Here is a 13935-nt window from a genome sequence, read left to right as displayed (position 1 = left end):
CATCCCTATATTGCCTGTTCAGTTGCCTGCCACAAAGGATCTCCGCATGCCTTCCACACCAGAATTCAACCCCGCACTCGTCGAATGGAACGGTCTCCACGGCCTGCCGCGTTTCGATGCACTCAATGACGGCGACTTTGGTCCCGCCTTTGATGCTGCGCTTGCCGCGCATGAGAAGGAGATCGACGCGATCGCGGGCAATCCGGAGGCGCCGACATTCGAGAATACCGTCGTTGCTCTCGAGATCGCGGGCGATGAGCTGTCACGCGTATCGGCATTGTTCTGGAACAGGGCGGGTGCTCACACCAACGATACGATCCAAGCGCTGGAACGGGACATCTCGCCGAAGATGTCGCGCCATTACTCCAAGATCGGCATGAACGCCGCACTCTTTGCCCGCATCGATGCCCTGTGGGAAGCGCGTGAAAGCCTTGGCCTGACGCTGGAGCAGACGCGCGTGCTGGAACGGCACTGGAAAGGCTTCGTCAAATCGGGTGCGAAGCTGCCGAAAGCCGAGCAGGAGAAGCTCGCGGGCATCAACGAAAGGCTTGCCGGTCTTGGCACCCAGTTCGGGCAGAACGTGCTCGCCGATGAAAAGAGCTGGGCGCTCATCCTTTCCGACGGGGCCGACCTCGAGGGTATCCCCGAGTTCCTGAAGGATGCGATGGCGGCGGCTGCGCGCGAGCGAGGCGAGGAGGGCAAATTTGCCGTTACCCTGTCGCGCTCAATCATCGAACCGTTCCTCACCTTCTCCGAACGGCGGGATCTGCGTGAGCAGGCCTTCAAGGCTTGGGTTGCGCGCGGCGAGAACGATGGCGCGACCGACAATCGCGGTATCATCCGCGATACACTTGCGCTTCGCGACGAGGTGGCAAAGCTCCTCGGTTACGGCAACTTCGCGGAATTGAAGCTCGACAACACAATGGCGAAGACGCCGGATGCCGTGAACCACCTGCTTCAGGAGGTATGGACGAAGGCGGTCAAGCGCGCCGGCGAGGAAGAGGCAGACATCGCCAGGCTGATTGCGGACGAAGGCAAGAACCACGACGTCATGCCCTGGGATTGGCGGCACTATGCCGAGAAGATCCGGGGGCAGCGGTACAATTTTTCCGAGGCCGAGCTGAAGCCCTACCTGCAGCTCGAGAAGATTATCGACGCCTGCTTCGACGTCGCCGGCCGGCTGTTCGGCATTCGCGCTGTCGAGAAGAAGGGCGTTCCGGCCTACCATCCTGATGTTCGCGTCTTCGAAATCCGCGACCGCGAGGACAGGCTGGTGGCACTCTTCCTTGGCGATTACTTTGCCCGTAGCTCGAAGCGCTCCGGCGCCTGGATGAGCTCGTTCCAATCGCAGCACAAGCTGCCGTTGAAGAACGGTCGCAACGGCGAATTGCCGATCATCTACAATGTCTGCAATTTCGCGAAGCCCGCCGAAGGCAAGCCGGCGCTCCTTTCGCTCGACGATGCACGCACGCTGTTCCACGAGTTCGGTCATGCGCTGCACGGGATGCTGTCGAACGTCACCTATCCGTCGGTGTCGGGCACGGGCGTCTCGCGTGATTTCGTAGAATTGCCGTCACAGCTTTACGAGCACTGGCTAACGGTGCCTGCGATCCTGAAGCAATATGCCGTGCATTTCGAAACCGGCGAGTCGATGCCGCAGGCGTTGCTCGACAAGGTTCTGGCCGCACGCACCTTCAATTCCGGTTTCAATACGGTTGAATTCACCTCCTCCGCGCTCGTCGACATGGCGTTCCACACCCGCGACAAGGTCGAGGATCCGATGGCTGTGCAGTGCGAGGTGCTGTCCGAGCTTGGCATGCCGAAGTCGATCGTCATGCGTCATGCCTCGCCGCACTTCCAGCACATCTTCTCCGGCGGTTATTCGGCCGGCTACTATTCCTACATGTGGTCCGAGGTTCTCGATGCTGACGCCTTTGCCGCCTTCGAGGAAACCGGCGACGCGTTTAATCGCGAGATGGCCGCCAAGCTGAAAGACAACATCTACTCCGTCGGCGGCGCGATCGATCCCGAGGATGCTTACAAGGCTTTCCGTGGCAAGCTGCCGAGCCCGGATGCAATGCTGGTGAAGAAGGGGCTTGCGACCTTCGAGGAACTGTCCGGCAGTGATGCCTAACAGGTCCTGGATTGTGCCTCTTCGCCATCCCGATCATGACGCAGCCGGCGCTCCTCTGCTCAGCCTGCTGCGTCCTAGCGGGCTGGCCGCGGAATAACGATTTTCACGCAGCACGCATTTCGGCTTCCCTGCCGGGCCTCTCGCTTAACAAAACTGTCGCGGAAGTTTCGAAAAACCGTCATGCCGTCTTCAAGAAGATGACATGACGACCGCCATAGGTTCGGCGCGGGAGGCTCTCTCCCGCTCGAGCAAGCCGGACACACCTTGGCATGAAACTGAACGAAACGACCCGCCGGCGCTTCCTATCGTCCATGGGAGCGGTCGGCGGATTTTCACTGGCAGGGCTGGCGATGCCCTATTATGCGCGTGGTTCCTCCAGTCGTCCGGTCTTCACATCCGGCGTCCAGTCCGGCGACATTGATGTCAGCTCCGGCGTGATCTGGACGCAGCTGGACCGGCCCGCGCGACTGCATGTCGAATACTCGACGAGCGACAGGTTCGCCAATGCGGTGCGCATCACGCCCATAGACGTCACGCCACAAACCGGTCTTGCCGGGAAGCTGCTGCTTGAGGATCTTCCGCCTGACCAGGACATATTCTACCGCTTCCGTGCGGCCGACCTGCAGGATATCAACGATCTTTCGGAGCCTATCCTGGGTCAGTTTCGAACGGCGCCATCGGGCAAGCGCAGCATCCGCTTCGCTTGGTCGGGCGATACGGCTGGTCAGGGCTGGGGCATCGACGACGAGGGCATGCGCACCTATCAGACGATCGCCTATCACCGTCCGGATTTCATGATCCACTCCGGCGATACGATCTACGCCGACAATCCGATGCCTGATGAAATCAAGCTGCGAGACGGCAGTGTCTGGAAAAACAGGATCGTCACCGAGGCAAAGCGCGACATCGCCCAGACGCTCGACCAGTTTCGCGGGCAATGGGCCTACAACTTGCTCGATAATCACGTGAAGCAATTCAACGCGGTCTGTCCCGTCTTCTATCAATGGGACGATCATGAGGTGCTGAACAATTGGTCGCCATCGACCGACCTTCGCGACGACGACCGCTATACGGAAAAATCCGTCACGACACTCGCCGGTCGCGCCAGCCGCGCCTTTCACGAAATGGCACCAATCCGCTATGTCGCCGATGAGCCTGGCCGCATCTACCGCAAAATCTCCTATGGTCCATTGCTCGACGTCTTCTTCGTGGACCTGCGCGCTTATCGCGGTCCCAACAGCCTTGGCGTTGATGCCACCTTCTCTGACAGCTCCCGTCTGCTGGGCGAGCGCCAGGTGGCATGGCTGAAGCGCGAACTGGTTCGCTCGACGGCGACCTGGAAAGTGATTGCCTGCGATCTGCCGATCGGACTGGTGATCTGGGACGACTACGGCCACCGGAGCGGCAACGAGTCGATCTCGAATGGTGATGATGGTGCCCCGCTCGGCCGCGAGGTGGAGTTTGCCGATTTGCTGCGGTTCATCCGCGATGCCGCCATATCCAACATGATCTGGCTGACGGCTGACGTACACTATACCGCTGCGCACCACTACGATCCCGGCAAGGCGAAGTTCCGGGAGTTCCTGCCGTTCTGGGAATTTGTGGCAGGTCCTCTCCATTCGGGAACCTACGGTCCGCAGCAACTCGACATGACCTTCGGGCCACAGGTGAAGTTCATGAAAGCAGCGCCTGGCGGCTCGGAGCAGAACTTGCCGCCGTCGGCCGGCATGCAGTTCTTCGGGCTCGTCGACATCGACGGGCAGACCGAGCAACTGACCGTGAGGTTGATGGACCGGAACGATACGGAACTGTGGCGGATGACCCTCGACCCGCAGATATCGAGTTGACGACATGCATGGCAGGCAATCCGGCGTCCCCCCCTTTCGCAAAAGCGAAAAACACTGTATGAGCCGCCCAAATGAAATTGGCGCCTTCTCCCAGCGCGGCGCCCCAGCCTCAGAGATATAGAAATATGGCACTTCGCAACATCGCGATTATCGCGCACGTTGACCATGGCAAGACGACACTGGTTGACGAGCTCCTGAAACAGTCCGGCTCGTTCCGCGAGAACCAGCGCGTCGCAGAACGCGTCATGGATAGCAACGACCTGGAAAAAGAGCGCGGCATCACGATTCTTGCCAAGGCGACCTCGGTTGAGTGGAAGGGTGTCCGCATCAACATCGTCGACACCCCCGGCCACGCCGACTTCGGTGGCGAAGTCGAGCGTATTCTCTCGATGGTGGATGGCGCGATCGTTCTTGTCGACGCTTCCGAAGGCCCGATGCCGCAGACGAAGTTCGTCGTCGGCAAGGCGCTGAAGGTCGGCCTTCGCCCGATCGTCGCGATCAACAAGATCGACCGTCCCGACGGCCGCCACGAAGAAGTCATCAACGAAGTCTTTGACCTCTTCGCAAACCTCGACGCGACCGATGAGCAGCTCGACTTCCCGATCCTCTACGGTTCGGGCCGTGACGGCTGGATGAACGTCAACCCGGAAGGCCCGAAGGACCAGGGTCTGGCGCCGCTTCTCGACCTCGTGCTCGAGCATGTTCCGGAGCCGACGGTTCACGAAGGTCCGTTTACGATGATCGGAACGATCCTCGAAGCCAACCCCTTCCTCGGCCGCATTATCACCGGCCGTATCAATTCCGGCTCGATCAAGCCGAACCAGGCCGTCAAGGTTCTGCACGCCGATGGCAAGACGATCGAAACCGGGCGTATTTCCAAGATCCTGGCTTTCCGCGGTATCGAGCGTCAGCCGATCGAAGAAGCGCATGCCGGCGACATCGTCGCGATCGCCGGTCTTTCCAAGGGCACTGTCGCCGATACCTTCTGTGATCCCTCGGTCACCGAGGCGCTGCAGGCGCAGCCGATCGATCCGCCGACCGTCACCATGTCGTTCATCGTCAACGACAGCCCCTATGCTGGCACCGAAGGCGACAAGGTCACCTCGCGCGTCATCCGCGACCGTCTGTTCAAGGAAGCCGAAGGCAACGTTGCGCTGAAGATCGAAGAATCCTCCGAAAAGGATTCGTTCTTCGTCTCCGGCCGCGGCGAGTTGCAGCTTGCCGTTCTCATCGAAACGATGCGCCGCGAAGGTTTCGAACTGGCGGTGTCGCGTCCGCGCGTCGTCATGCACAAGGACGAAGCGACCGGCGAAATGCTGGAGCCGATCGAAGAAGTCGTTATCGACGTTGATGAAGAGCATTCCGGCGTCGTCGTCCAGAAGATGTCGGAGCGCAAGGCCGAAATGGCCGAGCTGCGTCCGTCGGGCGGCAACCGCATCCGTCTGAAGTTCTTCGCGCCGACGCGCGGCCTGATCGGTTACCAGTCGGAACTGCTGACGGATACGCGCGGGACGGCGGTGATGAACCGTCTGTTCCATGACTATCAGCCGTACAAGGGTGAGATCGGCGGCCGCGTCAACGGCGTGCTGCTTTCCAACGACAATGGCGAGGCTGTCGCCTATGCTCTGTTCAACCTGGAAGATCGCGGCCCGATGATCATCGACGCGGGCGAGAAGGTCTATGCCGGTATGATCATCGGCATCCACAGCCGCGACAACGATCTCGAAGTCAACGTCTTGAAGGGCAAGAAGCTGACCAACATCCGCGCAGCCGGCAAGGATGAAGCCGTCAAGCTGACGCCTCCGATCCGCATGACGCTCGATCGCGCGCTCTCCTGGATCCAGGACGATGAACTGGTCGAAGTCACGCCGAAGTCGATCCGCCTGCGCAAGATGTACCTCGACCCGAACGAGCGCAAGCGCATGGAAAAGGCGAAGTACGCTTAAGCGACTGAAGTCTTTCAAGCTTCAACCCCGGCCTTCGTGCCGGGGTTTTTTATTTGTGCAGTTTGCCGAATCTTGCTTGTCGCAATAGTTAAAAAAGCGTTAAATTTCAGCTGTCGTCCACATTTTAAGCCTGTGGGCAAAGGGCCTGAATGCGCGGCGCGCATATGGTTAATTGCCGACAATCGGACCAGAGTAAGCGTTATGAAGACGTTGTCGATCGATGTTCGGCGGGCCGAGCCGCACGATTCCCGAGCCATATCGGAAGTGCATCGGCTTGCGTGGCAACACACCTATGCGGGGATCATTCCGCATCGTGCGTTGCGGCAAATGATCGAGCGTCGCGGTGAGAATTGGTGGCGCAAGGCCACCCGCGGACCCGCAACGCTTCTCGTTCTCGACGTCGCCGGCACGGTCGCAGGCTACGCAACACTCGGCCTCAATCGTGCCCGTGCACTTCCCCAGGAAGGCGAGATCTACGAACTCTATCTTCGACCGGAGTACCAGGGGATTGGCCTCGGACACCTGCTTTTTGGTGAAGCGAGGCGCCTTCTGAAGTCGCTCGGTTGCAATGGACTGGTTGTCTGGTGCCTCGAGGAAAACGAGACGGGCGCTCAGTTCTATCGCAGCCACGGCGGCGTTGACTATTGCGAAGGCATGGAAACTTTCGACCAAAAGCAGTTAAAGAAAATCGGCTTTATCTGGGGTTGAATCACCGAGCTTTGAGTGGAGCTTTTTCACTGAAATCGCTTTGCCTGGCAGCAATTGTCGGTCGCTAAAACTTGCAAATCATATTCAACTTATATAAGTCGCGGCTCACGCTCTTGGTGCGCGTGGGAGAACAAGCATGTTGGATGGCTTTTGGACGCGTATCGACCACGTGGGCGATAGGCCGGCCCTCTTGTTGTCGTCCCGACCTGCAATCACCTATCGCGAACTCGCAGATCGTGTTGCGTCGCTAAGCCGTGAATTAGGCACGAGCAAGAAGCTTGTCGCGATAGAGGCGGCACAATCCGAGCATTCGATCATCGCCTATCTCGCGGCCCTTGCCGGCGGGCATGCCGTGGCGCTGTTGCCGCCGGAGGACGGCGTGGCCTCGTCGTCCTTCGTGGAGCGATTTGCACCCGAGATCGTCTACCGCCGCGAGGGCGGGCGCTGGCGGCTCACCGAAACAAATCTCGGTTCCCGTGATGTGGCCATGCATGCTGATCTCGCCCTGATGCTTGTGACATCAGGGAGTACCGGCAGTGGCAAGGCCGTGAGATTGTCGAAGACGGCCGTTGCCGCCAATGCAGAGCAGATCGCCGACTATCTTGGCCTGCATCCGGGCGATATTGGCGCCCTGGTCCTGCCATTTCATTATTCCTACGGATTGTCGGTGCTCAATTCCCACCTTGCGGTCGGTGCCGCTGTCTGGATGCCCGGGACATCAGTCCTCGAGCCGACATTCCTGGATGATTTCAGGGCAGCGCGATGCACGAATTTTGCAGGTGTCCCGCATTCCTACGAGCTCTTGGAGCAACGTGGATTTCGCCAACAGCGCTATCCTGATCTTCGCTTCATGACGGTTGCCGGAGGACGCATGGAGCCGGAGGCGGTGCGACGTTATCATGGCTGGCTGCAGGGTGCGGGGCAGCGCTTCTATGTGATGTACGGGCAGACAGAGGCGACGGCGCGAATTGCTTATGTCCCTCCCGAGCGTCTGCCAGGCAGTGCCGATCGGATCGGGATTGCGGTGCCGGGCGGTGAACTGTGGCTGGTCGACGACCAGGGAGTGACGATCACGGGCACCGACGTTGCCGGGGAACTCGTCTATCGCGGACCGAACGTCATGCTCGGCTACGCCGAGGCGCGTCAAGACCTGGCGGGAGGCGCTGATATCGAGGAGCTTCGGACCGGCGATCTTGCTACGCGCGATGAGAACGACCTGTTTCGAATCACGGGCCGCCTGCGGCGGATGTCGAAGATTGGCGGTGTCCGTCTCGGTCACGACGCGCTCGAAACGGCGCTGGCTGCGAAAGGTATTGCTGCCGCTGTTGTTGGCAACGACCAGCAGTTGCTTGCGGCCTTTACGGGCCCGCAAGACGAGAAAGTTGTTCGTGAGGCGCTGGCGATGGTTGCATGTATCGGCTTGCCGCAGGTGCGTGCGATCGCCCTTAGGGAATTGCCACGGCTGGCCAACGGCAAGATCGACTACGAACAACTTCGCTTGCGCATGGAAGAGCCGCCGGCACGCGAGAAAGCAACGGTCATAAGCCTGTTTCGCGAGGTGTTCTTCCCGCTGCAGGTTTCGCCCCAGGACAACTTTGCAGAGCTTGGCGGAGATTCGCTGCGTTACCTTGAGCTTACCGTTGGTCTTGAGCGGCTGCTCGGCACGGTGCCGGATGGCTGGGAAAAGATGAGTGTTGGCGCTCTGTCGGCTTTTTCGCATTCGACGAGCGCCCGACGAACGATCGCCAGCGATATCCTCCTGAAATCGATCGCAATTCTGCTGGTCGTGCTGCATCACGCGACGCCGTGGCCGATTCCGGGCGGTGCCGGTACAATGCTCGTGCTGTGCGGATACGGACTGGCACGCTTCCAATCGAGTGCGCTTTTCGCCGGCGATCTGAGGCGCTTCCTGCGGCCGCTCGGTCTCGTTCTCTGGCCCTACTACCTCGTCGTCCTTGGCTTCAGCATTGCCTGGGGCGCAATACCATGGGCCTCGGTGTTTCTTGTCGGAAACCTCGGCTTCGCCCAGCCAGGGCGACACGAGATGCTGCCTTATCTCTACTGGTTCGTGGAAGCCTTCGCGCAGCTTCTGCTGCTTTGGGGGACCCTGTTTGCGGTGCCGCCTGTTCGGCGTTTCGCTGTCAGGGATCCGTTCCGTTTCGGCATGCTGCTGCTGGCCTTTGCGGTGCTCGCACACTTCGTTATCCCAGCGCTCTGGCCAGTTGGCCAAAGGCAGATATTCACTCTTGCATGGGTGCTGCACCTTGCGGTTTTCGGGTGGTGCGCGGCATTTGCGAATTCGGCGGGAAAACGGCTTGCAGTCATCGCCGCCGGGTGCGCGGTGATGCCGCTCATGGCCTATACCGGTGGAAACTGGGCAGGCTCCTGGATCCTTTACGGCATGCAGGTGCCGGTGCTCGCGGTTCTTCTCTATCTGCCTCGGGTCAGGCTGCCGGCACTGCTTGCTGCCGTGTCCTTTTCGATCGCAACTGCGAGTTATCACATCTACCTGCTGCATCGTATCCTGCCGGAAGTCATATTTGATACCGGCAATCCCAAGATCTTCACGGCGCCGCTGCCGGTCGCGATCTCGGTGGCATCAGGCCTCGTGACCGGCATCCTTGCTTACCGGCTGCAGCGTCGAATGATGCTTGGCCACCAGTTGTGGAGAGGGTTGAGGCAACTCGCCCGTCGCCTGCGCTACGTGCCAGCAGGCCGACGAAGAACGCTGCTCGGAGCCGGTGCGGCGTTTGCGCGGGAACAACACGGAAGCCGCGTATCGCCCTGAACGTCGGCCTGCCGACGCCCGCAGGCGGATCTCAAATCGACACTGGCGTGTTGCCTTGCGGGATGATTCCCAGTATCTGGCAACCATCGACTTAACCTTTAGAGGGAAGCTCTATGCGCATCGACGCGATTTCCATCGGCAAGAACCCGCCGGAAGATGTCAACGTAATCGTTGAGGTGCCCGTCGGCGGCCACCCGATCAAATACGAGATGGACAAGGAAGCCGGTACGCTCGTTGTCGATCGCTTCCTCTATACGCCGATGACCTATCCGGGCAATTACGGCTTCGTGCCGCACACACTTTCTGAAGACGGCGATCCGATCGACGTCCTGATCGCCAGCACGCGTCCGCTTGTTCCGGGCTGCGTCATCAACGTGCGCCCGATCGGCGTTCTGAAGATGGAGGACAATTCCGGCAAGGATGAGAAGATCATCGCCGTGCCGTCGCCGAAGCTGACGCTGCGCTACGAGAAGGTAAAGGACTTTACCGACCTTCCGGAGATCACGCTGAAGCAGATCGAGCACTTTTTCGAGCACTACAAGGATCTCGAGCCCGGCAAGTGGGTGAAGATCTTCGGCTGGGGTGATTCCAAGGAAGCCGGCGCGCTGATCCTCGAGGCGATCGAACGCGCTAAGAAGGAAAAGGCGTAATCAACTCTCCACGAGAGCACTCGATTTCCTGATCAAATCCTCCGGGTCGCCATCGATCCGGAGGATTTTTTTGCGCGACGTATCGCCGGAGGCGATCCTGACGGATGACTTTGCGACACCAAGCGACTTGGCCACCAGCGCGACCAATGCCTTGTTCGCCTTGCCCTTCTCGGGAACGGCCGTCACTCTGACTTTGAGGTGGGACTTGCCTTCGGCGTCTATTTCCACACCGTCAATTGCGTCGCGTCCGCCATTGGGGCTCAGACGAACTGCGAGAGAGATGTTCGGTGAACGCAGCCCATGGCTGGCTCATGCCACCAGCGGGAAGATCGAATTCCACATCAGCGAACGCACGAAGAAGATGATCAGCAGCAGGATGATCGGCGAGATGTCGATGCCGCCGAGGTTCGGCAGCACGCGGCGGATCGGTCGCAGCAGCGGTTCGGTCACGTTGTAGAGGAACATGCCGACCGAATTGACGAACTGGTTGCTAGAGTTGATCACGTTGAACGCATACAGCCAGGAAAAGATAGCGCTGGCGATCAGCACCCAAGTGTAGAGATTCAACGCCAAATCAATGGTTTGAAAAAGCGCAAGCATTGCCGTCTCCAGTTCGTTGTTGACAGACATGTAGACATTGGCGACTAAACGAGCAAGTGCTGTCTCGAAACGCATTGTAAATCATGTTTAACAGCGGCGTCGCGCGTTGGCGTCTGGCCTGTTGTCTTGGAAAGCCTTCATGTCCTTTTCGCCAACCGGAGATCGTTTTGCCGCGTTCCGGCATTCGTCCTACACCCGGTTCTTCTTCGCACGGTTTCTGTTGTCTTTTTCGCAGCAGATCGTCAGTGTCGCCGTCGGCTGGCAGATGTATGACCAGACCGGCAGCGCGATCTATCTCGGCCTGATCGGCCTCGTGCAATTTCTGCCGTCGCTGGTCCTGATTCTTGTCACCGGATCCGTCGCTGACCGACACAATCGACGTGCGATCGCCGCCATCTGCTCGCTCGTCAGCGCGATGTGTACGCTGGCGCTGCTTTTGATGACGATAACCGGCACGTTCTCGCCGTTGCCTGTGTTTGCCGTTCTGCTGGTTTTCGGCATCGAGCGCGCCTTCATGTCGCCGGCAGTGCAATCGCTGGCCCCGAACCTTGTGCCGGCGCAGGATCTGTCGAATGCCATCGCCTGGAATTCGTCTTCGTGGCAACTGGCGGCGATCACGGGGCCGGTTTTCGGCGGGCTCCTCTATGGCATCAGCCCTCATACGGCTTACACCGTCGCTGTCGTCTTCGCTGCCCTTGGCGCAGCGCTGCTCTATATGATCCCCAAACCGCCGCAGAAGACGACTGGCGAAGCCAAGAGCTGGGATATGATCCTCGGTGGCTTCCGCTTCATTCGCGCCGAAAAAGTCGTGCTCGGCGCCATATCGCTCGACCTCTTTGCGGTGCTGCTCGGCGGCGCGACGGCACTGATGCCGATTTTCGCGCGCGATATCCTGACACTCGGCCCCTGGGGGCTTGGCCTCCTGCGCTCGGCGCCCGGGGTTGGCGCGATCGCAATGGCGATTTTTCTCGCTGCCTATCCGCTGAGGCACAGTGCCGGCATTGCCATGTTCATCGGCGTCGCCCTGTTCGGCATCGGCACTGTCGTCTTCGGGTTTTCGACCAGTACGGAACTGTCGATCGCAGCGCTGGCCATCATGGGTGCGGCCGATATGATTTCCGTCTACGTGCGGGAGAGCCTGATTGCGCTCTGGACGCCGGACGAACTGCGCGGCCGGGTCAATGCCGTCAACATGGTCTTCGTGGGTGCCTCCAACGAACTCGGCGAATTCCGAGCAGGCACAATGGCTTCGATTTTCGGCGCCGTCCCCGCCGTTGTGATCGGTGGCGTTGGAACACTTGCCGTGGCGGCAATTTGGGCAACGAGCTTTTCGAAGCTGCGCAAGATCGACACGCTTGATGCGCCGGAGCGGCGAGGGCAAGTGTGACGGCCTTCAGGTCGAGACGATGAGCTCTGCTTCGATTTCGACCGGAAAGTTTAGCGGCAGGCCGGCAACGCCGATCGCGGATCGGGAGTGACTGCCCACCTCCGGTCCGAACACCTCGATGATCAGCTCGGTGAAGCCATTGATTACCGCGGGCGGATTGGCAAAGCGCGGCGCGCAATTCACCATACCGAACACGCGGCACCAGCCGGAAATGCGATCAAGGCTGCCCAACTCCCGCTTCAGGCTGCCCAACATCGAAAGAGCTACTTTCCGAGCGGATGCCTTCGCCTCTTCAATGGAGATGTTTTCGCCAACGGCTCCGAACGGACCGGCGGGCGTACCATCGGTATTCTGCGGACCATGGCCTGAGACGAACGCGCGATTGCCGCGCACGTTCACCCACGGAAACGGAAGGACCATGTTGGAAGGCAGTTTCAGGGGCTGTGGTAGAACCAATCCCATCGCGGCAAGTCTCTGCTCGTAGTTAGCCATGGAATTCCTCCGGAGATAGCTTGCTGGTCATTGCTCGGGCACGGAGATTTCCAAGATCTGATCCGGGATCGGAACGCATTCTTGCTGGTGAATATCGCCAGAGTGGATTCTAGCACGACGCGGTGCGGGGCGCACGCTGCTAAGCGGGAAGGGCGGCCTTGGATATCGCGACGGACTTGGCCGCCTTGCCTTTGAAAACGATGTCAAGGAACTCGTTCAGCCATGCTTTCAGCGGCGCGTCGAAGAGCATTCGTCCTTCCAGATGTTCACGACCCTGCTGTGCGTTCGGAAGAATGAAGCGATGGGCGCCGTGAACCACCCAGCGGTGCATCATCGCGCGCGTCAGCTCTGCGTGGAACTGCAGACCCCAGGCATGGCCGCCGTAGCGAAAGGCCTGATTGGGATAGGTATCTCCCTCCGCCAGCAGCTCCGCGCCGTGCGGCAGGTCAAAGCCTTCGCGGTGAAAGTGATAAACCATCCTCGGCCAGTGCATCAGCAGTCGGCCCTTCTCGGTGGGGCGTAGCGGATACCAACCGATCTCGGTGGAGCCATCAGCGTTCGCCTGAACCTTGCCGCCGAGTTGCCTGACCAGCATCTGTGCGCCAAGGCAGATGCCGAGCAGCGGGCGCTTCTCCCTCAGCGGCACATCGAGCCAGTTGATCTCCGTCTTGACGAAATCATCCGTATCGTTGGCGCTCATTGGTCCACCGAAGACAACGGCTCCTGCGTGCTCGGCAAGCGTGGAGGGAAGCTTGTCGCCGAGAGCCGGGCGCCGGATATCGAGCCGATACCCCTTCTCGACCAGCAGCTGACCAACCCGGCCAGGGCTCGAGCGCTCCTGATGCAGAACAATCAGAACCGGAGGTTGGATGTGCTCGGGTAAACGGTCAGTCGGCATCGTCCTGTACCACCTCGGTATCCGTGACCCGTCGTGCTGCCTCCTGCCGCTTCTGGATCCGCTCACGCGCGGAAACGCCGAGAAGTTCGGCGATCCGCCAGATCGCGTCATCCTCCATCTCGCTGCGCTCGCCATCGGCATAGACGATGTCCCAGAGGACTCCGATTAGTTCGAGCCGCTGTTCCGTGTTGAGGTGGCGCTTGAGATCCGAGGTGAAGCGGTAGTAGTCGACGGCATCGCTCTCTGCCTCCTGACCGGCGGCCATCAGCGCATCGAGCTGCTTGCGGTCTAGCCCATACTGATCTTTCAGCAGCTTGCGAAGTCGCTTCGTCTCACTGTCCTTGACCTGACCGTCGGCCTCCATGACCTGCATGCAGAGCGCGGCCACAGCGATGCGCGGATCATCGGGGGCGAAGCCTTTCTTTGCATTGTCGGAAGTCAGATTCTGAAAGAATTCCTGGAAGCGTTCGAACATTTAGGTCCTG

General features: G+C 59.9%; 11 protein-coding genes and 1 pseudogene. 7 read left to right on the top strand and 5 right to left on the bottom strand.

Going from position 1 to position 13935, the window contains the following annotated elements; genetic code table 11:
- Window positions 1-46: 46 nt before the first annotated feature.
- The 6 genes from FHX09_RS10350 to ppa all read left to right on the top strand — a co-directional run bounded on the left by FHX09_RS10350 (window position 47) and on the right by ppa (window position 10073).
- Entirely contained in the window at window positions 47-2134 is a 2088-nt protein-coding gene (locus FHX09_RS10350; RefSeq protein WP_132588589.1) for a M3 family metallopeptidase, read from the top strand.
- Between the two features lie 269 nt (window positions 2135-2403).
- On the top strand, window positions 2404-3981 hold the full coding sequence (locus FHX09_RS10345) for an alkaline phosphatase D family protein (RefSeq protein ID WP_184449894.1): 1578 nt from the start codon (window positions 2404-2406) through the stop codon (window positions 3979-3981).
- Window positions 3982-4106: 125 nt separating this feature from the next.
- Window positions 4107-5927, top strand: a complete 1821-nt coding sequence (typA, locus tag FHX09_RS10340) for a translational GTPase TypA (RefSeq protein WP_007794244.1) — start codon at window positions 4107-4109, stop codon at window positions 5925-5927.
- Between the two features lie 201 nt (window positions 5928-6128).
- On the top strand, window positions 6129-6635 hold the full coding sequence (locus FHX09_RS10335; protein WP_007794240.1) for a GNAT family N-acetyltransferase: 507 nt from the start codon (window positions 6129-6131) through the stop codon (window positions 6633-6635).
- A gap of 136 nt (window positions 6636-6771) precedes the next feature.
- On the top strand, window positions 6772-9423 hold the full coding sequence (locus FHX09_RS10330) for an AMP-binding protein (protein ID WP_184449892.1): 2652 nt from the start codon (window positions 6772-6774) through the stop codon (window positions 9421-9423).
- Window positions 9424-9536: 113 nt separating this feature from the next.
- A complete protein-coding gene (gene ppa, locus FHX09_RS10325) occupies window positions 9537-10073 on the top strand; it encodes an inorganic diphosphatase (RefSeq protein ID WP_007794234.1) in 537 nt (178 codons plus the stop codon).
- Here the strand turns inward: ppa and FHX09_RS10320 are convergent.
- Together FHX09_RS10320 and FHX09_RS10315 are read right to left on the bottom strand one after the other, a co-directional pair.
- Window positions 10074-10386 (bottom strand): annotated as a pseudogene (locus FHX09_RS10320) (DUF167 domain-containing protein). It abuts the gene before it with no gap.
- On the bottom strand, window positions 10383-10673 hold the full coding sequence (locus FHX09_RS10315; RefSeq protein ID WP_016556606.1) for a YggT family protein: 291 nt from the start codon (window positions 10671-10673) through the stop codon (window positions 10383-10385). The pseudogene FHX09_RS10320 and the gene FHX09_RS10315 overlap by 4 nt, the downstream one beginning before the upstream one ends.
- 139 nt (window positions 10674-10812) lie before the next feature.
- Here FHX09_RS10315 and FHX09_RS10310 point away from each other — a divergent pair, with 139 nt between their 5' ends.
- Window positions 10813-12060, top strand: a complete 1248-nt coding sequence (locus FHX09_RS10310) for an MFS transporter (RefSeq protein ID WP_184449890.1) — start codon at window positions 10813-10815, stop codon at window positions 12058-12060.
- A gap of 6 nt (window positions 12061-12066) precedes the next feature.
- Here the strand turns inward: FHX09_RS10310 and FHX09_RS10305 are convergent, their stop codons facing one another.
- The 3 genes from FHX09_RS10305 to FHX09_RS10295 all read right to left on the bottom strand — a co-directional run bounded on the left by FHX09_RS10305 (window position 12067) and on the right by FHX09_RS10295 (window position 13925).
- Window positions 12067-12552, bottom strand: a complete 486-nt coding sequence (locus FHX09_RS10305; RefSeq protein WP_007794225.1) for a RidA family protein — start codon at window positions 12550-12552, stop codon at window positions 12067-12069.
- Between the two features lie 139 nt (window positions 12553-12691).
- Window positions 12692-13450 carry a glutamine amidotransferase gene (locus FHX09_RS10300; RefSeq protein WP_184449889.1) on the bottom strand — a complete coding sequence of 253 codons (759 nt, stop codon included), beginning with the start codon at window positions 13448-13450 and terminating at the stop codon, window positions 12692-12694.
- On the bottom strand, window positions 13440-13925 hold the full coding sequence (locus tag FHX09_RS10295; protein ID WP_007794220.1) for a TerB family tellurite resistance protein: 486 nt from the start codon (window positions 13923-13925) through the stop codon (window positions 13440-13442). The genes FHX09_RS10300 and FHX09_RS10295 overlap by 11 nt, the downstream gene beginning before the upstream one ends.
- Window positions 13926-13935 lie beyond the last annotated feature (10 nt).

The sequence above is a fragment of the Rhizobium sp. BK538 genome, from assembly GCF_014197575.1.
Classification (GTDB): Bacteria; Pseudomonadota; Alphaproteobacteria; order Rhizobiales; family Rhizobiaceae; genus Rhizobium.
Note: the sequence above shows the minus strand (reverse complement) of the source record. Positions and strands in the feature narration are given on the sequence as shown.